At 64.2% G+C, this 20,801-nt stretch carries 14 protein-coding genes and 1 tRNA gene; 9 read left to right on the forward strand and 6 right to left on the reverse strand.

All coding sequences use genetic code 11. The features are described 5' to 3' along the window. Positions 1–134: 134 nt before the first annotated feature. Entirely contained in the window at positions 135–1,415 is a 1,281-nt protein-coding gene (locus ACSSVY_RS03830; protein ID WP_454268106.1) for a DUF3422 family protein, read from the forward strand. A 5-nt stretch (positions 1,416–1,420) separates the two neighbouring features. Here ACSSVY_RS03830 and ACSSVY_RS03835 read toward each other — a convergent pair whose 3' ends face one another. Continuing rightward, entirely contained in the window at positions 1,421–2,737 is a 1,317-nt protein-coding gene (locus ACSSVY_RS03835; RefSeq protein ID WP_454268107.1) for an aminotransferase class I/II-fold pyridoxal phosphate-dependent enzyme, read from the reverse strand. A gap of 189 nt (positions 2,738–2,926) precedes the next feature. Here ACSSVY_RS03835 and ACSSVY_RS03840 point away from each other — a divergent pair, with 189 nt between their 5' ends. From ACSSVY_RS03840 to ACSSVY_RS03865, 6 genes are all read left to right on the forward strand, one after another. After that, on the forward strand, positions 2,927–3,727 hold the full coding sequence (locus tag ACSSVY_RS03840; protein ID WP_454268108.1) for a LysR substrate-binding domain-containing protein: 801 nt from the start codon (positions 2,927–2,929) through the stop codon (positions 3,725–3,727). A gap of 68 nt (positions 3,728–3,795) precedes the next feature. After that, complete coding sequence (gene ribB, locus ACSSVY_RS03845) at positions 3,796–4,947, forward strand: 3,4-dihydroxy-2-butanone-4-phosphate synthase (RefSeq protein WP_454268109.1); 1,152 nt, start codon at positions 3,796–3,798, stop codon at positions 4,945–4,947. 4 nt (positions 4,948–4,951) lie between these two features. Continuing rightward, positions 4,952–5,497: a 6,7-dimethyl-8-ribityllumazine synthase gene (locus ACSSVY_RS03850; RefSeq protein WP_454268110.1), complete on the forward strand. Its 546-nt coding sequence runs from the start codon at positions 4,952–4,954 to the stop codon at positions 5,495–5,497. After that, positions 5,494–5,976: a transcription antitermination factor NusB gene (gene nusB, locus ACSSVY_RS03855; RefSeq protein WP_009815589.1), complete on the forward strand. Its 483-nt coding sequence runs from the start codon at positions 5,494–5,496 to the stop codon at positions 5,974–5,976. The genes ACSSVY_RS03850 and nusB overlap by 4 nt, the downstream gene beginning before the upstream one ends. 146 nt (positions 5,977–6,122) lie before the next feature. Beyond that, complete coding sequence (locus ACSSVY_RS03860; RefSeq protein WP_454268111.1) at positions 6,123–6,458, forward strand: hypothetical protein; 336 nt, start codon at positions 6,123–6,125, stop codon at positions 6,456–6,458. 353 nt (positions 6,459–6,811) lie between these two features. Then, positions 6,812–7,255, forward strand: a complete 444-nt coding sequence (locus ACSSVY_RS03865) for an MmcB family DNA repair protein (protein ID WP_454268112.1) — start codon at positions 6,812–6,814, stop codon at positions 7,253–7,255. Here the strand turns inward: ACSSVY_RS03865 and ACSSVY_RS03870 are convergent, their stop codons facing one another. Then, positions 7,256–7,438: a DUF6324 family protein gene (locus tag ACSSVY_RS03870; protein ID WP_009815586.1), complete on the reverse strand. Its 183-nt coding sequence runs from the start codon at positions 7,436–7,438 to the stop codon at positions 7,256–7,258. It lies immediately after the preceding gene. Positions 7,439–7,516: 78 nt separating this feature from the next. Here ACSSVY_RS03870 and ACSSVY_RS03875 point away from each other — a divergent pair, with 78 nt between their 5' ends. After that, the gene (locus tag ACSSVY_RS03875) at positions 7,517–8,002 is read left to right on the forward strand and encodes an N-acetyltransferase family protein (protein ID WP_454268113.1); all 486 of its coding nucleotides are present in this window, start codon (positions 7,517–7,519) and stop codon (positions 8,000–8,002) included. A 41-nt stretch (positions 8,003–8,043) separates the two neighbouring features. Continuing rightward, positions 8,044–8,120, forward strand: a tRNA-His gene (locus tag ACSSVY_RS03880). Positions 8,121–8,569: 449 nt separating this feature from the next. On the opposite strand, the gene ACSSVY_RS03885 is transcribed toward ACSSVY_RS03880, so the two are convergent. The 4 genes from ACSSVY_RS03885 to ACSSVY_RS03900 are packed head-to-tail and all read right to left on the reverse strand — an operon-like array spanning position 8,570 to position 20,250. After that, positions 8,570–9,793, reverse strand: a complete 1,224-nt coding sequence (locus ACSSVY_RS03885; protein WP_454268114.1) for a c-type cytochrome — start codon at positions 9,791–9,793, stop codon at positions 8,570–8,572. Positions 9,794–9,803: 10 nt separating this feature from the next. Then, positions 9,804–10,397: an SCO family protein gene (locus ACSSVY_RS03890; RefSeq protein WP_454268115.1), complete on the reverse strand. Its 594-nt coding sequence runs from the start codon at positions 10,395–10,397 to the stop codon at positions 9,804–9,806. Beyond that, entirely contained in the window at positions 10,394–12,217 is a 1,824-nt protein-coding gene (locus tag ACSSVY_RS03895) for a hypothetical protein (protein ID WP_454268116.1), read from the reverse strand. Before ACSSVY_RS03895 ends, ACSSVY_RS03890 begins: the two co-directional genes overlap by 4 nt. Further along, a complete protein-coding gene (locus ACSSVY_RS03900) occupies positions 12,214–20,250 on the reverse strand; it encodes a hypothetical protein (RefSeq protein ID WP_454268117.1) in 8,037 nt (2,678 codons plus the stop codon). Before ACSSVY_RS03900 ends, ACSSVY_RS03895 begins: the two co-directional genes overlap by 4 nt. Positions 20,251–20,801 lie beyond the last annotated feature (551 nt).

The raw sequence follows: 20,801 nt of genomic DNA on the forward strand, positions 1-20,801 counted from the left end.
TTTAGACCAAGAAAAAGCCCAAAGGTCAGGCTGTATACACTTGTGTTCCGCTAAATCATTGGGTTTGAACGAAAAACCTCTTTTTCGCGGGCGCAGCACGCGCTAAGGAGCGGTCAGGATCAGGAGAACGGCGCATGCCCCCCATTCAGGACCACCCGCTGCGCTATGAGCTGGCCAATGAGCTGCATGCGCGGCCGTTTCCGTCGCTTGAGGCCCCTTGCACGGCGGTGTTTCTGGCCGTCAAGCAACCGCATGACGCGGCCAAGCGCGACCGCGCGGCGGATCTGGCGCATCTGACGGCGCTCCTCGATCGCTACGGGGCCAAGCATCCGCAGCCGGGGGCCACGCATTATTCCGGTCAGATCGGGCGGCACAGCCTGAAATGGGAAAGCCATACCGAGATGGTGACCTATACCGTCTTTACCGACGGGGTCAGCGCGCGCCCCTTTGATCCGGCAGATTTCGAGGTCTTTCCCGCCGATTGGCTGTCCGATGCGCCGGGGCTGCGCGTCACCTCGGCGATGATCCGGGTGATCCCGTGGAAAAGCCGCGAGGCGACGCGCGACGAGATTGATCAGTGGTTCGTGTCCGAGAGCGTGGCTGTGGCGCGGGTGCTGGATGATGCGGCCGTGATGGCGGGCGATTTCCGGATTGATCCGGCGGGGCATCTGCGGTTCTCGCTGCATGTCGCCCCCTCAACCGGTGCGCGCCGGATTGGCCGCGTGGTGCAGCGCCTCTGCGAGATCGAGACCTACAAGGCGATGTCGATGCTGGGCTTTGCCCGCGTCCGCGAAATGGGCCGCCAGATGGGCGACACCGACAGCCAGTTGAGCCGCCTCATCAATGACATGACCGGCGGCAGTCAGCCGGCGGAGGAAACCCTGCAAAGCCTCTTGCGGGTGTCGGCGGAACTGGAGGCGCTGGTGGCGCAATCCTCGTTCCGCTTTGGCGCCACGGCAGCCTATGAGCAGATCGTGCATCAGCGGATTGCGGTTTTGCGCGAAGAGCGCTTTGAGGGGCGTCAGACATTCGCGGAATTCATGATGCGCCGCTATGATCCTGCGATGCGCACGGTGCGCGCCACCAAGGACCGGCTGGCCGCGATGGCCGACCGGGCGATGCGGGCGGGCGAGTTGCTGCGCACCCGCGTCGATGTGGAACGCAGCGCCCAGAATCAGGCGCTGTTGGAGAGCATGGACAAACGCGCCGATCTGCAATTGCGCCTGCAAAAGACCGTTGAAGGCCTGTCAGTGGTGGCGATCAGCTATTACGCCGTCTCGCTCGCGGGCTATCTGCTCTATCCGGTGGCGGAGGCGCTGGAGGTCAGCAAAGGCATGGTCACAGCCGTTGCGACACTGCCGGTGATCGTGCTCGTGTGGTGGATGGTGCAGCGTATCCGCAAGAAACTGCATTAAGCCGCTCAAGTGACGTAATGCAGCCGGTCAAAGCTCTGTCGCCAGTCTGACACTTCGGACAAGAGCGCGTCCGGGTCATTGCCCCGCAGCGCCCGCGCAATCAGGGCGGCCATGCGCGGAGCATGGTCTGGCGTTACCCCCCAGCGGACCAATTCCGGCGTGCCGATGCGCAGCCCGTTCATGTCGCCCGCCACGGCGGGCAGAGGCAGGCCGATGCCACAGGCGAGAAAGCCCGCGCGGCGCAGGGTTTTGGACGCCGCCTGACCGCCGCCAAATCCGGCTGCCGCGATGGCGAACTGATGCGACGCCGTGGCGATACCCCCGGCCTTGAAGACCGGCAGGCCTTCCGCCTCGAGCGCCGCTGCCAGCGCCTGCGCCAGTGCGACCATCTGCGCGGCATAGGCGCGCCCATGCGTGCGCCAATCCAAGAGCGTTATCGCCAGAGCCGCCGATTTTGCCGCGTCGAAATTCGCGGTAAGCCCCGGAAAGGCGATGGCATCCAGCCGCTCGGCCAGAGCGGTGTCATTGCTGACGATGAGCCCACCGGCAGGCCCGCCAAGGCTCTTGTAGGTGCTCATCGTCATCAGATGCGCGCCCTCATGCAGGGGGTTCTTCCATGCGCCACCTGCAATGATCCCGCATTGATGCGCCGCGTCAAAGAGCAGATGCGCGCCTACGTCATCGGCAATCGCGCGAACCTCGCGCACCGGATGTTCCTGAAGGTTGAGACTCGCGCCAAGCGTGATCAGCCGGGGGCGCTCGACCTCGGCCATGACGCGCAATCCTGCGACATCAACGGTGTAGCCATCGGCATTGACCGGGGCCGCGAGGATGCGCAAGCCATAGAGCCCGGCACAGCCCGGCGCATGATGGGTGACATGCCCGCCGATGCTGGCAGGCGGCGCAATGATCGTGTCGCCGGGTTTGCAGGTGGCCATAAAAGCGTAGAGGTTGGCAATCGCGCCGGAGGGGACGCGAATCTCGGCATAGCGGGCGTCAAACACCTCGGCGGCCAGTTCCGCGGCGATGACCTCGATTTCCTCGATTGCCTCAAGCCCCATTTCGTATTTGTCCCCCGGATAGCCCAGCGACGGGCGCGAGCCGATGCCAGAGGCGAGAAGCGCCTCGGCGCGCGGGTTCATCACATTGGTGGCGGGGTTGAGGTTGAAACACTCGGCCTCGTGGATGCGGCGGTTGTTATGGGCCAGCGCCTCGATGCGCGCGGCGATGGTGCCTGCGTCTTGGGTGGCGGTGCGGGTGGCAAGGGTCTGGATCAGGTCTTCGCAAAGGCTGGGCACCCAAGCGCGGCGGGCAAGTGTCATGGTGGTCTCCTCAGGATCGGTTTCCAGCAAGATGCTTTGACGGGCTGGACGGCGCAAACGAGATTATGTAAAAATCAGCATAGAAAAACTAAGGCTAGAAAATGTCTGTATCGCCACCGCGCCCCAAGGGTCCGCCGCTCAATGCGTTGCGTGCGTTTGAGGCCGCCGCGCGTCTGGGTGGCTTTGCCAATGCCGCCGAAGAGCTCTGCGTCGCCCGGTGCGATCTCGCAGCATATCCGCGTGCTGGAGGCGTGGATCGGCGCTGACCTCTTTGAGCGCCGCTCGCAGGGGGTGCGGCTGACCGCGCTGGGGGCAGAGGCGCTGCCGGGGTTTGCCACGGCCTTTGATGCGATGGGGGCGGCGGTGCATGCCATGCGAAGCGCCGCGCGGCATGGCACGCTGCATATCGCGGCGCTGCCCTCTGTGGCGCAACTCTGGCTCTCGCCGCGCCTACCTGCGGTGCGCGCGGCGCTGCCGGACCTGCGTATTTCCGTCTCGGCCATCGAAAGCCCGCCCAATCTGGCGCGCGATCTCTTTGACCTCAGCCTCTTTATCCGCCCGCCGACCGGCGTCCGGGGCGAACGGATGCTGGCGCAGGATATGATCCTGCCGGTCAGTGCGCCCGAGATTGCCGCACGTTTGCGCAGCCCCGCTGATTTGGTGGCCGAGACCCTCTTGCATGATGCACTCTGGCCTGAGGATTGGACGCTCTGGGCGCAGGCGATGCTGCCGGGTATCCGCCTGCCCACAACCGGGCCGCGCTATTCGCTCTACGCTATCGCGTTGGAGGAGGCGCGGCATGGGGCGGGGGTGTTGATGGGGCATCAGAGCCTTGTGCAGAGCGCGCTGGACGATGGCAGCCTGATCGCGCCCTTTGATCTGGCTGTGCCGACGGGCAAGGCTCTGGTGCTGGAGCATCCGGCCTTTGATCCACCCCGCGCCGATCTGGCGCGGGTGTTGGCGTTGCTTGGCGGACCGGTCGCGGGCTGATCCCCTCTGGCCATTGCCGCGCGGCTGCGGTATCCGGGCCGGGTTGCAACACCCCGGAGGGCGCGCTCATGTCCGACACCGTTCCATTCGAGAAACCCGGCCCGGTCGAGGCCGATCTGCGCCACGCCATAGCGCCGACCGAAGAGATCATTGCAGAGGCGCGCAAGGGCCGGATGTTCATTCTCGTGGACCATGAGGACCGCGAGAACGAGGGCGATCTGGTGATTGCCGCCGAATTCGCCACGCCCGAGGCAGTGAATTTCATGGCCACCCATGGGCGCGGCCTGATCTGCCTGCCGATGACCGCCGAGCGGATCGACCGGCTGGGACTGCCATTGATGGCGGTCAACAATTCCTCGCGCCATGAGACCGCCTTTACCGTGTCCATCGAGGCGCGCGAGGGCGTGAGCACCGGCATTTCCGCCGCCGACCGCGCGCTGACTATTGCGACAGCGATCAATGAGCAGAACACCATGGCGGCGATTGCCACGCCCGGTCATGTCTTTCCCTTGCGCGCGCGGCGCGGCGGTGTGCTGGTGCGCGCGGGCCATACCGAAGCGGCGGTTGATATCGCGCGCCTTGCCGGGCTGAACCCCTCGGGTGTGATCTGCGAGATCATGAAGGAAGACGGCGGGATGGCGCGGCTGCCCGACCTCATCGAGTTTGCCGCCAAGCATGATCTGAAGATCGGCACGATTTCCGATCTCATCGCCTATCGGCACAAGCATGACAACCTCATCACCGAGGTGCGCCGGGACACTGTGACCTCAAGCCATGGGGGCGAGTGGGAGATGCGGATCTTTGCGGATCAGATCACCCAGACCGAGCATGTCGTGCTGATCAAGGGCGATGTGACCGATGGGAAGCCCGTGCTGGCGCGCACCCATGCGCTCAATGCGCTGGAGGATGTGCTGGGCATTGGCCTGAGCAAACGCGCGCAGGGCCCGACCGGCAAGCTGCCGCGTGCGATGGAAATCATTGCCCGCGAGGGACGCGGTGCCGTGTTCCTGTTCCGCCAACCCCGGCCCAAGCTGGCGGGCGAGATGGAGGATGAGGATGCGCCGCGCACCATCAAGCACACCGGGCTTGGGGCGCAGATCATGTCGACCATGGGCATTCACGAGTTGATTCTGCTGACCGACAGCCCGAAAACCCGCTATCTGGGTCTGGATGCCTATGGCATTTCCATCATCGGCACCCAGCCCCTGACCGAGGAGTGAGAGCATGGCCGAGCATGAATACACCCTGCCGCGTGCCGAGTTTGACAAGCCAGTGAAGCTCTTGATCGTCGTGGCGCCGTTCTACCGCGACATCGCCGACAATCTGATCGCCGGGGCCACCGCCGAGATCGAGGCCACGGGCGGCAGCTATGAGATTGCCGAAGTGCCCGGTGCGCTGGAAATCCCGACCGCTATCGGCATCGCGGAACGCATGTCCAACTTTGACGGCTACGTCGGGCTGGGCTGTGTGATCCGGGGCGAGACCACGCATTACGAGACCGTCTGCAATGACAGCTCGCGCGGGATTGCGCTCTTGGGGTTGCAGGGGCTGTGCATCGGCAACGGTATCCTGACGGTGGAAAACCGCGCCCAAGCCGAGGTGCGCGCCGATCCCAAGGCCATGAACAAAGGCGCAGGGGCGGCGGCAGCGGCCTTGCATCTGGTGGCCTTGGCCCGTAAATGGGGCGGCCCGCGCAAAGGCGTCGGCTTCAAACCCGCGACCGAAGAGATCCAGATCGCGGGTCAGACAAAAGGCACGCCCACCGCATGACCACCGATCCCGCTCTCTCTGGCAACCGCAAACGCCAGATGAAATCCGCAGCCCGCCTCTATGCGGTGCAGGCGCTGTTTCAGATGGAACATTCCGGCCAGACCTCTGACGTGGTACGCGAGGAGTTCCTAGATTTCCGGTTCGGGGCCGAGGTGGACGAGGGCGTCGACATGGCCGAGGGCGATGTCGATCTGTTTCGCAAGCTGCTCGACGATGCGGTGAACTGGCAGGCCAAGATCGACCAGATGACCGACCGCGCCTTGGTGGCGAAATGGCCGATTGCGCGGATTGACCCCACCCTCCGGGCGCTGTTTCGCGCCGCGGGGGCCGAATTGGTCGAGTCCGACACGCCGCCCAAGGTGGTGATTATGGAATATGTCGATGTTGCCAAGGCCTTTTACCCGGCAGGCAAGGAATCGAAATTCGTCAATGCCGTGCTTGATCACATGGCGCGCGAGGCGAGACCCGAGGCGTTCTGAACGAGGCACCGCCGGAGCGAGGGCCAGCCCCAAACCGAGGGGCATTTACGGCCAGATGAAAGCGACAGGTAAAAGGGTCGCGGGGCGCCGACTTGTAATTCTGTGTCAAAGGCGTAGACTCGGGCACAAAGCAAAGGAGTCGTTTCATGCCCAAGCTTATACGCCTCTACATCACGCAGGTTGCCATCGGCTTTGGCATCGCGGGGGCATTTGTCGCCATGCTGCTGTGGTTCAATATCGCAAACCTCTGGCATCTGGTCAGCCATTCCGACAAGGGGCTGCTGGCCGTTGTGATCCTGTGGTTTGCAAACGGCATCGTGTTCGCTGGCGTCCAATTCGCCATTGCCGTGATGCGGATGAAAGATGACGATGACGACGAGCCGCGCGGTGGGCATCGTCAGCATGTGATGCAGCGCGAATTTATGGCTATCCCGGTCCGGGTGGATGATGGCCGCGCCCGTGAGGCATGGCGCAAGCGCTAGGACCGTTCACCGCGTTCGAACCGAAGCCTGAAACGCCCCCCGCGGGGCGTTTTCATTGCGTACAGATTGTGTGTCCACACTGGACACGGCGTACGCAGGTGAAAGGTTGGATCTGGGTGTGACGGGCCCGTAGCAACCGTTCGGTGGTATGATTCCCGAGGACCTGTATGTACAGGTGGGCATCGGATAACTGGACCAGGGCCCAGACAGAGCCAACTCCCTCGGATTTGCTTAAGGCCACTGGAATGCAACCGTTATCGAGAAGAACAGAACCCGCCACGCCTCACAGTTAAGCCTTTGCTGGTGCCACGACAAGGGGTTGCGCGCGTTCGTGGTTTGTTCATAATCGCCGCATGGAATGGACCGCCGATCAAATCCAGCAACCGGGGCAACTTCTGGCGCGCGGAGTGTGCCGCCATCTGCGCGGCTATGATTTTGATTCTATTGTAGAGTTTGTGCCGGAGCGGGGGCGGCGCGTGGATGTTATGGCGATTGGTCCCAAGGGTGAAATTTGGGTGATCGAGTGCAAATCAAGCCGCGCCGATTTCATGGGGGACGCCAAATGGCAAGGGTATCTGCAATGGTGTGACCGCTATTTCTGGGCCGTAGACGCGGAGTTTCCCATCGACCTGCTGCCAGATGGCACCGGGCTGATTCTGGCGGATGCCTATAATGCCGAGATCATTCGCATGGCGCCTGAAACCCGACTGGCCGGGGCGCGCCGTGCCGCGCTCACCCGTAAATTCGCCCGTCATGCGGCGCGGCGTCTCCAATCGGTGCTGGACCCGCGCCTGTGATCACTTGGCCCGCGCAGCCGTGGCTGAGGCGATGAGCTCCTGAGCGATTTCCTCGGCCTCATCTGGGGTGAAATCCATAGGAATTTCAAGGCCTTGAGCCTCAATGTAGAGGCGCACCATACCCTGATCGGTGGGCCCGATTTGCAGGTTGGCTTCGACGTCGCTCTCTGAATTGATACCCATTGCGCTCTCCTTGAAAGAGCCGGTTTGCTACTCTTTTCCCACTTGCTTGACAAGCGTCTTGGCGCTTTGGTGAGGGATATGGACGAAATCACTCTGCGCCTCTTTCACCCGAACGACGCCCCTTGGCTCATCGAGCGTCACGGGACCCTTTATGCTCAGGAGGCGGGGTTCGATGCAACTTTTGCCCCGCTCGTGGCCGAAATCATCAATGACTTCATAGCCATGCATGATCCAGAGCGCGAAGCGGGCTGGGTCGCGGAGGCACGCGGGCAACCACTTGGATCAATCTTTTGCGTCGCGTTGAGCGAGGATATCGCCAAATTGCGGCTCTTTCTGCTGGACCCCGGCGCGCGGGGCAGGGGCCTTGGCCAGCGGATGTTGAGTCATTGCATGGCCTTTGCCCGAACGGCGGGCTACCGGGGCATGCAGCTTGCGACCCATGAAAGCCACCGCGCCGCTTGCGCACTATATGCGCGCAACGGCTGGCGGATTGCCACTTCGCGCCCAGTGCGGTCGTATGGCTGTGATCTTGTGGAACAAACCTGGGAAATCAGCTTTCATTAGGCTTGCATTCGGAGAACGGTAAAGTTACATCGCCCTCCAGTGCCGCCTTAGCTCAGTTGGTTAGAGCGCTGGATTGTGGATCCAGAGGTCCCCTGTTCAAGCCAGGGAGGCGGTACCATAAAAACCTCAATAAAATAAAGAATTTATGCCCGTGATGATCCAGAGGTCTACTGTGGTCTGGTCTGGCTAGGCTACTTCTAGGCTACCGAACGAGTTTGCCCAGCTCGTAAAATGGGCGGTTCTCGGATCTATCGTGGAGTGTGAGTCGCGGGTGACGCTCCTAAGACTCTCCCGTTGAGCGATTAAAATAGATTAATTGAACCGTGAAGGTTCAAAGAGTGCCACCGACAGACAGGCCGACCTCACCGGTCGGAAAGCACACATTGTCTGGCCACGGGCACACCCAAGTCACACCAGGCTACAAAATCGCCTCGCGGGAAAAACCAATAACAGACGGTCGTATTCCGCCATCACCGAACCAGTTCCAGCCTACGAACCGGCGCCTGTGTTGAACCGTGCTAGATGGGAAGGACGAATATATATAATGATGCCGCGGATCTGCTCCCATCACTGTCCGGCCAGTTCGAGGAATTCTATGGCGCTTGTGCCGCTGAGCGGGACCTTTCGGTAATCCAGCGCATGGTCGCCCAGCCAGGCATTCTCGAAGGCGTCGATAAGACCTGCGCGCGTGATGTCGCGGCCTGCCTCCTTGAGGACCGCTGCCAGGATGAGGGCTGACAGGCGTGCGTATTCGGCTCTGGGATCCGCCTTTGCGTCGCGCGTCAGGAGACCGGGCATATCCAGCGCAAGCACCATCGGAACCAGGCGCGGCAACTGCGTTCCGGGTCCGAGGCGCGATGCCACGCTCCAGATCCTCTCGGGCTCGGTCTGCGTGAGAGCGGTCGCGATCTCTCCGTCGGTGACCAGAAGATCGGGCACCTTTCCGGACGGCGGCACGGAGTCGAGCCCTGCCCGCGCAAGCGCCGCCGTCATTGCGTCGTCGTTCTGCGGCCAGACGGCGACGGGACCGGCCGCCGTCTCGGCCATGCGCATGGCGATCGCCCGTTCGACATCCTGTTTCGTGGGCAGGAAGCTGCGCACGAGGGCGGCATCCTCGTCTCCTTCCAATTGTCCGAGGGGAAAGAGGACCGGGATGCCCCTGTCGGCCCAGTGCGGCAAGGTGTCGGTCGGTGCCAACAGCACGGCGAACACGTCCGGATTGTCGGTCGCCGAGGCCGAGATCGAGACAATCGACACCTGCCTGCCATAAACGCGCGCGCCCAGCGCCGCGGCAAGCTGGTCCTGGAACTGCCGACGCCAGCCTGAACCGAAAGCGCGGTCCACCGCGGTCGAGAGTCCCAGCCGGATTTCCGCGGCATCGCGTCCGCGCCGCTGCTCGTTTTCCAGAACATCGAGATAGTCGAACAGCGCCGCGGCCTCGGCATCCGTCAGATCGAACCGCGGCATCAGACGGTTCAGGCTGCGCCCGGACGGGGCCGTGCCGTCGCGCAGCGCCGCGGCGAACAGATCAGCGTCGTAGGCGGGCCGCAGGGCCGTGGCCTGGCCCAAGTCAGACCCAGTGATTGCGGGCGCCCGGCCTTCGTCGCCGCCGCCGCCATCCCGCCCATGGCAGGACTTGCAGGGCAGCAGGCGAAGCCGCCGCTCCGTGCCCGCATCTGCCACAGCTCCGGGCTGCCCGTTGAACAAGGCGCGCCCGAGGTCATCGGCGACAACGGGCGAGCCGAGGCACACTGCAATCAGGGGCAGCGCCCGGCACAGGGTCGTCAGCACGGCGCAGGTTTCAGACATCCATCGCATCGATGATCCGAACAAGGTCGGCGGGATCGGGCATGGAAAGCGACCGGTAAAATCGTCCGTCCTCGACCCGTCCGACGAGGAACATCGGATCGTGCAGCGCGATGTTGGCATAATCGGCATCGAAGGCCTCGAGCAGGCGGTCGATCTCGACAGGCGTACCGGTCAGCCAGGACCAGCGGGTGCTGGCACCGAAGGTTTCCGCAGCCTTTCGCATCAGCTCCGGCGTATCCGTCGCCGGGTCGATGGTGATCGACATCAGGCGGATCCTGCGGTCAGGGGCGAGGGCCATGTCGAGATCCGCCATCACCACGTTGCCGAGGGGGCAGATGGTATCGCAGGTCGTGTAGCCGAAGGTGATGACTAGGATCTGGCCCTCGGTCAGCGGTCCCTTGAAGGGCGTGGCCCGGGCATCCTGATCGATCAGGGTTACATCGGGTAGCGACAGCCTCTCCATCTGGAAACCGCCAACCGCGATCTGGGCGACCGGATCGGCGACGGCGAGGCTATAGGCCGCGAGACCTCCGCCCGCCATGAGGGCGAGCGTGAGGGACGCGATCAAGGGCGCAGGGGGCCTCATGGCGACAGTCCTTTCGTGGCGGTGACGATTGTTGCAGAGACGACCCGGTAAGGCTCGGGCAGGTTCAGCGGATGCAGCGCGAAGGGTCCGGCATGGGGCACCGAAACGCGGGCCGTAAAGACACCTTTGGCGTCGGCCACGGCAGAGACCCGCGTTGACCAGCTGCTGGTCATGCTCGGAACCATGAGCTCGAGCCGGGCCAGTGGCACCGGCTGCCCGTCGCCATCCAGAACTCGGAAGGCCACGTCCTGCGGCCTGCCCGCGATCAGCGACAGCCCCTGCGTGGTGCTGAGGCGTACCGGAACGAGTTGCCGACGCTCGACCTCGCCTTCGACGCGGAAGGGGATGCAGGTGGACAGGTTGCCCACGTCCGTGGTCATCACCAGCTCCCACTCGCCGGCGGGAAAGGCCCATGCGGCCTCATAGACGCCCGGTTCGACTTCGCGGAAACTGCGGTCGACGGCGTGAACATCCGCCGGGATCCCGCCGCGCAGTCTCAGGCTCTCCATCGGCGGCATCTCGACGCTTGAGGCAAGCTCGCCGATCAGCCACCCCGTCTGGCTCTCCGGAGAGACGGCCAGAACCTGCGGCGAGGGCAGAAGCGGCAGCAGCAGGCGCCCCTCGGGCGGCGGGATGTCGGCGTTCAGGCCCAGCCGTACCTGGCGCAGGATGGCGGATTGCCCCAGCGCCACCGTGGCCAGATCCAGAACGCCAACGAAACCGCCATCATGGCTCAGCAGCCAGGCGGCGTTGTCGGTGAAGGCGACCTCGGTCACGCCGGCACCGGACAGCGACACCTGCTGCACCACGCGACCTTCGGCAAGATCGACAAGCGCCACAAGGGAATCCGCCGGTGTCCAGACCACCGCCACGCGGCCTTCGGGACCGGTGTCGACGCGGGTGAACTGCGCGCCGAGGGGCACGTCGAACGGCTGATCGGGCGCATCGGCATAGCGAATCTGCAGGCTGGACGACCCGGCGCTCAGCCCCAGAATTCCCACGTCCTGCATGGCCGCCACATCCACAAGCGGCGCGGGAAACCGGGTCGTCACGCGGTCGGTACCCGTATCGGCATCCAGAAGCCGGGCGTTGCCATCCGATTCATGGACCAGCAACAGCGGATTATCGGGATCCAGCGGCCTTTCAAGCTGCACCTCTCCGGATCCGAAGACGCTTTGCGATATCTCCGTGCCGTCCGGCGCAAGCCGCACAAGCCTGCCATCCGCGGTGCCCAGCCAGATGTCACCTTCGCGCGCAACCTCTATATCCGCGAGCGGGCCAAGCCCGGTCGCCAGCGTCCGCCGCGACGGTCCCGCAAGGTCAGCCTCGATGATGTCCCCTGTGGTATGGGCCAGAAGCGCGCGCATCCGCCCCGGATCCATCGCCATGGCTGCAGGTGCTGCGTTAAAGACATGGGCGGACAGCATGTTCGAACTGTAAAGGTTCAGGCGCGGATCGACGACGCTGAGCGATGCGTCGCGATTGAGCGTCGTGAAGATCACCCCGTTGAGGCTGACCGATCCGACCGGCGTCTGGCGCGTGGCGCGGAAGTTCTGCGCCGCGCGGGCGCAGTCCGCGTCGCCCTGCGTCACGGGGCGCGCCCAGGCCCAGAGGTAAAGCCCGCGCGGGGTGGCGCCGGTGGCGGGCTCTGTCAGGCGCACCTGCAGCCTGACCTTTTCGCCGTCGCCGGGGCGCATCGGCCGCTCGGTGACCGGATCGAGAAGTGCCAGGTCGGCCTGCAGGCTGACCTGCGCCGACACAGGTGTTGCCGCAGCAAGCGTCAACGCCAGCGCGGGGCCAAGAATGCGTCGGCAGATCACCGGCGCGCCCTCATGCAGCTGCTCTGGCGACTGCTTTCGATCGGCCGACCGCCAAGGCTTTGGGTGCTGACCACGTCGATCAAACCCCAGACCCCGCTGCCCCGGATCTGTGTCGGGCCGTCCCCAAAGAGGTAACACCCCTCTTCCATCGTCTTGCGGACCGAGGCCGTCAGCGCCTTTCCCGGAGCCAGCAACGCCGCGTTCGGAAAGCCGAAACCGGGGAAGAGATCGTCATAACTTTGGGCGAATGTCGTCAGCGCCCGCTGGCGCGCCCGGCCGCCGGGGTGGACCACATGGATGACCAGCTCTTCGCCCTCAATCACGCGCAGAACCGGCACAGGAGACGACGGCCAGCGAGGATCTTCCGAGCCGGACAGCCTGAAAAAGGACGCCGGCCCGGAACCGAATTCGTAGGGGTTGAAGTCGTAGTGACGTTCGATCCCGGATTTGTTGCCCTGCCAGTCGCGCAGGCGGATGTCGAAGGGTTCGGATTTGTAACTGATTCCGGCCTCGCCGAAATCGTAGGTGTCGTCGCAGATGGCGCAGTCCCAGACGATGCGTTCCGCCGGCCGCGGGCGCGGAACGATCCGCAAATCGTCGATCACCCGGACGAGATCCTCGCGTTCGATCAGCCGCAGGAAACGCTGCGCAGACGGATCCTCGCGCGCCGCTTCGCTCAGCGCGCCAAGCGTCGGCTCGGGCAACCGTCCACGCAGACGCTCCACCGCATCGGGCGGCAGAAGATCGCGCAGGGGCAGACGCCCGATCTCGGGGCGCAGGGGCTCGAATTCGGGTATGGTCAGGTCCGGGATCTCGAATTGCGGCACCGTCAGACCCGAGGGAAGCCGCCAGCGGTTGGCACTGGCGCGGTCACGCATGTGCAGCCCGTCCTGCCAGAACAGCGTGAACTGGCGGATGCTGTGATCGCCTTCCTCGCCCAGGCCCTTCATCTTGATCAGGGTCGAGGCGAGCGGCATGTACTGTATGCCCGTTCCCTGCTCCGGCCGCGCGCGCGGGACCAGCACATAGTCCTGGCACCGGTTCAGGCGGATGCGCAGATCGTTAATGTCGTTGCGGCCGAACGGCGTCCGGGCCAGGTCGATCCCCAGTTTCTCGGCGATGCTCTGACGCATCACAGGGCGCAGGGTCGCCGGATCGAAGATCAGGCGGTCGCAGCCCGCAAGGGTCGTCCGGACAACGCGTTCTTCCGAGAGCTGCGCGCCTTTCGGTGCAACGGTGACCGCACCGATCAGTCCGTGGGTCGGATGTCCGATGAGGTCGCCAAAGGATTTCAGCGGCACCGCGCCAAAGGCATAGGGCTTGAAATCGACAGCAAGGCCAAGCTGGGCCAGATCGACCGCCAGCTGGGATGCCACGAGGTTGTCGGCGGCAATGGCCTGAACGTCCCGCCCAAGCGTTTCCATGTCGGCGCCGAGGATTTCCATCTCTTGCGAGAGTTCGGCAATCCCGCCGGAAAGGTTCAGCCTTTCGGGACCGCTGTCGGACAGCGTTTCGACGTCCCTGGCCAGTGTCCGCACCGCGTTTGTCCGTGTGGAAATCCGGCTGACGAGATCGTCGACACGAACCGGGCTGCCCGACTGGAGCGGCAAGTCAACCGTCCGAAGCGACGGAGCCAGATTGCCAAGCACCAGCGAGGGTGCGGACTGGCCGCTGATCGCGTTCGGGTCCGCCCGCTTGCCACTTGCAAGTCCGGCGTAGAACTCGAACTGCTCCATGTTGGGATCGCCGGACATGAAGAATGTCCCGCGCATCGACAGCTGCGGATTTGTCTCAGAGGCGCGCGTGCCGGACAGGGCGAGCAGCGGATTTTCCCCGAAGGGTCGCGCGTAGTTGGACTGGTTGGTCATGATCGGCAGCGGCAGAGAAACCGCCAGCCGCGCAGAGGGCTTGACGTCCTTGCGGCGGCTGTCCGCGACCAGCGTCGTGATGATGGGGGTGTTGCCACCCTCTATCGCCGGATCCCAATCGGGATCGGTGTTGATCGACGTGATGCCGGGCATGCGCGCGTCGCCGGGTTGGTCGCCGTTGTCCTGCCGCGGGCCGTCGTTTTCGTAGGTCAGCGCGTTGATGACCGTGACGTGGACGCAATCGCCCGCCTTGACGTGCATCACCAGTGGCTCGGGCCGGTCGTAGGCCAGACGGATCGCGTCGATGACCGCGTTGCGGCGGATGCCTGTCCACTGGTTCGGATCGCGGATCCGGTCCGGCGTCACCGACGCAGGGTCGCGAGGGTTCAGCAGTCGGCGCGGATCGATCAGCGCAAAGAACAGACCGTCAGGATCGCTGAGTTCTTCGGAATAGGCCGTGCCCTCGACACCGTCGCTGTCAAAGACGTCCTCGACCTCGATGGCGGCGATGGCGGTATGCACGCGCGGCGCGGCCGCGTCACAGGCCATCTCGATCGTGTCTTCGCCCGGAGAGGGCGTGCCGCGCCCCGGCCGGTCCGACGGCCCGGACTGCGCCGCATCGGCGCCGAAGGCCGAGGTCACCCGGTCCACCACGAACGGGTCGGTCCGGTAGGTTTCCAGCGGCACGAGCGCCGTGGCCTGCTGCACCCTACGGATATCCTCGTCTTCGGTTTCCGCGCCGCGCGGCGGCATCAGTTCGACCGCCGGGCTCGGGCTGGGCATCGGGCGCGGACGGGGGATCAGCCGCGGATCGCGCAGGGTGAGGTCACCGAAACGGTCGGCCAGCAGCCGGTTGCGCGGATCGGCCCGCAACCGGTCGAGCGTCAAAGAGCGATCGACCCGCGAGAAATCCCGCAGCAGGTCCGACAGATCCCGACGGTAGTCGTCGACCTCTTCCTCGATGGCGGGCAGGCGCCGGACACGCACGAGACCCCAGGCGCCGTTCCACTGTGCATCCTGGGTGCCAAAGTGATAGGGCGTGTCGCTGAAAGTGGCGATTTCATCCAGCCGCGCCCGAAGGTTGCGCTGGATGTCGTTGACCGTGGTGGTGGCATGCTCATCCCCGTTGTCGGCCAAGGGCGGAGGCGCGATAAGCATGCGGGGCGTGTAGGGCACGTTGGTCCCTTCATGAAACGCCGCCGCAAATTCGAAGTGTTCCGAGATACCGATTTCCTGCGCCGCGACACGCCCGTCGACGTTGAAGCAGGTCGCGATGAACGTCTCGATATCGCTCCAGAAAAGCCGCTCCGCGCTGCCTAGGGCGAACGCATCGAGGCCCTCGTTCATCCAGACGTGATATTCCTCGGGTCGCCCCTCGCGCGCGATCCTCAGGCCTGATGCGTTGCCCGGAGTTTCATAGCAGGCCCGCACCAGCGTGCGGCGGCGCGTGTTGTCATCGAGTTCGCGCATCATGGACGGGAATCGCTGATCGATGTTGCGCGTCCAGGTGTAGCCTTCGATGTTGAAGGTATGCTGCACCTCTTGCGCGCCCTGGATCAGGCGGAATTGCAGTGCTTCCTCGTCAAAGCTGTTGAGGATGGGCACGACCGGGTCGTCATGAGGTTCCGACCGCAGGACGTTGGCAAAATCCCCGCTCTCGTCCGGCTTCTGTTCGCTGATCTCGCAGGTTTCCGTGACGCCGGACCCAAGCGCGCCGACCCAGTGGCCAAGCGGCTTGAGAGCACAATCGCTGCCCGAAGAACTGTCGGTGCCGACCCGCAGCGGGAACGGCTCGCCGCGATAGTTGACGAGGTAGGGATCATGATGGTCGACCGAGATGCTTTCGGGCCGCGATGGCGGCGCGACGGGTTTGGCAAGCCGGGCACCGCGAGCGGTGTGGCTGTCATATCCGGCCGCCTTCGCGCGGTAATCCTTGACGTAGTGGTCGAGGAAGGCATCCGGCGCCAGCAGCGTGCCGTGATCGTCGATGCGCAACGCCGTGAAGAAACCGGGCTCCATACCCTGCTGGTGGTCCGGGGCATCGTCGGGGTGCCCTTCGGCCACCCATGCGGGCACCATTTCGCCCGCCGCGCCGTGCCAGCCGGTCGCGTCCTTGTCCAGCGGGCTGCCGCAGAATTTCGCGGCGTCCTCGGGCGATGCGGCATGGCGCGCCTCGCAGAGCAAGGTGGCCATGCCGTCGAAAGGCACCTCGTTCTCTGCGGCCAACTCGGCCTCGAACTGGCGCTCGGAAATCGCCGCGCGTGGATCGTAGAGCGTGGCAAAATCCGCGATCGAGACCGCGAATTCGCGGCGGATCGCGGCGTCGTCCAGGTTCGGCTCGCGCGCCGTGACAGGATGCAGGTCGACGATGACCTTGCGCGCTCCGACGTCGTCGTCCGAGGCCACGACCAGGCTGCGGTCGGACCGCGGATCGGTGCAGTCGGTGCTGGACTCGTCGCAGATCATCGCCGATTGCGGCTCGATCACCAGCGCTGTGTAAAAACCATGCTGCTGGATCGACGAGGGTCCGAAATGGTCGTGGCTAAAGACCGTCCGAAGCGTCCGGTCTGTGCGCCCCGCCTCGTCATTCCCCCGGCGCATGTCGGACAGGATCGGATCTGCGAACCACCGCTGCGTCGTCGTCTGGAACAGGTCCCGGTTCGGCCTGTCATTCGTCTTGTCCTGCATCGGCAATTGCCAGATCTTCTTGTAGAACTGGTCCGCGACGTGCCAGTGCCCTTCTGAATCCTGGCTGCACAGGCCCGGGAATTCGCGGATCATCAGCACGCCTGCCGTGCGATTTTCGGTCACATTGGCGGCGGTCGCCGTGTTCTTGGCGGCACAAATCCGCGCGGCAACCTCGCCCGGCGCCATCGTGCCATCTTCATAGTTGAAGCCGTTGCCCGAACCGTCCGACGAGGTTACGTCGAACTTGACCAAGTGGATGTGCTGACCAATCGTATCGGTCGGGGTCTTTACCTGGAAATCGTCCAGCTCGAGGTCCTTCGGCAGTTCGTTCGTGTGACGGAACTCGATGCATTCACCCGAGAGGGCACGAAAGAAGAACGGCTCTTCGCTGGCCGTCACCTTTGGAGAGATTTTGCCATCGCCGGTCTTGTACCCGTCGGAGCGGTCGGTCAGGACGTTGATCCGCGCCTGCGGATCGTGCCAGCCCGCGCGATTGGTGACCATGTCGACCTGCACGGCCGAAGCCTCGTACCGGCGGTAGCCCACGACGGCCGGATCGGGCGTAAATGCGGTATCGCCGAACCCGGCGAGGGTTTCGAGGCCGGATAGAAAGGGATCCTGCTCGCGCACCATCGTGTCGCGTGGCAAGGGATCGGGCCGGCCCGCGACAAAGAAATCAGGACGCGGGTCGGTCGTCGGCCGTTCGCGGTGAACCCAGTGGGTCACATCCCTGTCGGTCGCCGGAACGGTGAGGGCCGCATCGGTAAAGACGGGCTCTTCGCTGCCGCCCTCGATCCAGACGTAGCTGCCCGCTTCCTGCCGGATCAGCGTCCCGAGCGCCAATGGTGCGCCGCAGGGGTCGGCGAAGGGCGCACCGGGTTTCGGCGCGGAACTGTTGACGGCAAAGGGTCTGCCGTCGGCGCCGACATATCCGCCCTCGGTTGCATCATAGGCGGCGGTCGACCCGTCGGCCGCCACGATGTCCAGCACGACGCCGTCCGCCTCGCCGCGGTGGTGAAAGGCCATGGCGCTGCGTTCCAGCGCGGTGCCATCGTAAGGCAGCAGGTCCAGTGTCGCGGTCTCGAGCTTCAGCGTCAGATCGCCCAAGGCAAGAGCCGCGGCAACCACCTGGTTCTGCAACGCCTCGCGGTCGCGCAGATCGCTGTCCGTCAACGCCTCGGCCAGGGTGGTCGGGGTCACATCCTTGCCCAGACGCTCTGCGGCCGCCTGCGGCAATTCAAAGGGCAGCTTGCGGGTGCTGTCATCGGTCATCACATGGCGCGGCAGGCCGCCGTCGAGATAACCGTCGGTGACATCGTCGCTGCCTTCTTCCAGTTCGCGCGCGAGGTCCATCGGGGCCTGCGGCGGGCGGTGGCCCGGCTTGCCGGCGATGTAGAACGGATAACCGGGAAAGGCTTTGAGCGCGGAGGGCGTCGCCTCTGCCACGATCTCGGCTGGCTTGGACAGCGTGCCATCCGTCTGCAGCGCAACCGTGTCCTCGGCATAGCTGGGCAGGACGGGCCAGGCCTGACCCGGCAGCGGGACCAGCGCGGGAACGGGCGTGCCGATGTTCTTCGCCTCGAGGTCCGCGCCGGGCACGATCAGACGCCCGGTTGCGGGATCGACCGACCCGGGCCGCTTCTTGGCCCGGGTGTCGGCCGACATCTCGGCCAGGGACAGGGCCGGTTCCCATTGCCCGTCCGGCAGCTTGCGGGTGCCGTCCTCGAGCACGTCATGCACGCGCCACAGCTCCCACATGCCTTGGGCAAAGTGCGGGTAGAGGTGGCAGTGAAAGATCGAATCGCCAACCGTCCGGTTGCGGTTGCCCGAACCCAGCGTTTCGAACCAGCCAGGCGCGTCGCCCTCGCCCCTGTGGTAGATCTCTGTGCCGCCGCCGTAGATGTCGTAAGAGAACCCCTGCTGCGGCCCCACCGTCTGGCTGTCGAGATAAGATCCCCGACCGCCATCATTGCCGGCGAACCACTGATGCGCATGAAGGTGAAAAACGTGGGTTTCCTTCGGACCCGCATGGAAATTGCGGAAAACCACCCGGTCGTTGAGATAGGAATGATGCACGTTCGAGGGATCGTCCGAAAACTGTTCCAGCAAAGCCGGATCGCCATTGGCCCAGGACGTGAGGAAGAATTCTTCGTAAAGACATTCCTGACAGTTCGCCGCGGGACCGATGCCCTTGCGGTTGGCCAGAAGCATGTCGCCCATGCCGCTGGCGCCGTAGTTGATCGCAAAACCGTCGCGCACGCCGGCCAGCTGTCCCCCTGCGAAATCGCCCAGTTCCTCGAAGTTGCGGGGATAAAAGGTCTTGAGCTCGTCATGAAAGAAGACGGAAAATTCGCGGAAGCTCTCGTCGGGCGCATCGGGGATGTGGATGATCGCATTGAGATCGCCATGGACCAGTTCGAACGCGCCACGGCCGCGCTGCTTGAGCATGGCCAGAACGGGAATTTCCTCCTCGCCGGCCTCGTCCTTGGCCATGACGTCGAAACGCGAATGGTCCATGATATCGTCGCCGCGGCGCGCATGAGGCCGGTCCGAGGTCTCGGAACGGCGGAACGCAAGATCGAAGCCGGCCGAGGTCAGCTGACTGCGGTACCATGCACTGCCCTGACGTTCCGCGACAACTGCGCCGAATAGGCCGTGGACAAGGGATCCACCGTCCCCCTGCCCACCCGCAGGCGCCCCGGTCGAGGCCATGAAGTACGGCCCCTCGTGTTCCACCATGTAGTAGCAGTCGATGGCTTCGCCCGGCGGGATCGCCGCAAGACCCTTGCAAGCATCTGCCGCCTCGACCAGCGCGCCGTCCTGCAAACGGAACGCCGTGAGGCCCTGAATGGCAAGGTTTGCGCCGCGCGTCAGAGGCCAGTTCGGATCGCCTATCGCTGGGTCAACGCCGGTCGACACGGGCTCTTCGACGCAGGTGGCCTCTCCATGAGACACCTCGCTGTCGCTGCCCCAGCTGACCCAGTCGTGCAGCACCGCAAAGAGCTGGCCAAAGCGCGACGGGTCTGTTTCCTTGCAGAAATCCCGCGACAGGTCCGGCGCATTGCCGGGCCGCGCGACGCCCGGTTCAAGTGGCCGCAACAGGTTGGTCAGGCGCAGGTGCAAAATGTCGCCGACATTGGCCCGCAAGGTCAGCGGTCGCGGACGCTTGCAGTCCTTGAGACGGACGTCGCCCGGCCTGAGCGTCTGGGGCTGGCCGGGAATGCCGCTTTCGACGCCGGTCAGGGCATCGCAGTCATCGGCCGTCAGGCTCTTGATCGGGCTATCGGCCGACACCACGTCGCGGCGCAGCGCGTACATCATCCCGAAAGGATTGAAGCTGCCGAACCGATTGTAGACCAGCGTCTGGTCCAGGGCGACGATATCCGCGCAAACCGTACGTTCGAACTTGGCAGGAAGTGGACCTTCGGTATCGGCCCGAAGTGCGTTCACCGCGCCGTGAAACGGCGCGCATTCCATTGGCTTGTCCGGTCTATCCTCTTGGGCACGGGCGTGCCCAGCCGACTGCGAAAGGACTGCTGCTGCGAAAAGGATGATTGCAAAATTCGAAGCGCGAAATGCCATGACCAACCTATCAAATATGGATTATCAGGCCCCAGAATACACGATTAACGCGAGCCGATCCGTGAAAAATCCAAGAATTTCGCCGAAACCTCTGGAACTGGGGCGACTTCGTCCACCCATGGTTGTGCGGCCATGCTTCAAGTGTTTCAAACTGGATGACATTTACCCTACGTAAGCGTATCGGCAAAATTCAGCCTATAGGCTTTTGACCGGGAAAGCGGCGGTCCAGGCGGCGCTTTGGTTTTATGAAAGGGTCTGCCCGCTGCCCGCGAGATCGTAGGGTCGCTGCCAACCTCTGAGTCGGCATCCCTTGCGGACGGATCAGCCGTACCGGCCGCGACGCCGAAAGCTGCCTTTCAGAGGTTGCTCCCTCGATGTCCGCTAATGGGCCGATCGAGCATCCGATGCGTGTAACTTCGCCGAAGATGAAATTCTGGTCTGCAAAA

Source organism: Roseovarius sp. MBR-51 (assembly GCF_053628575.1).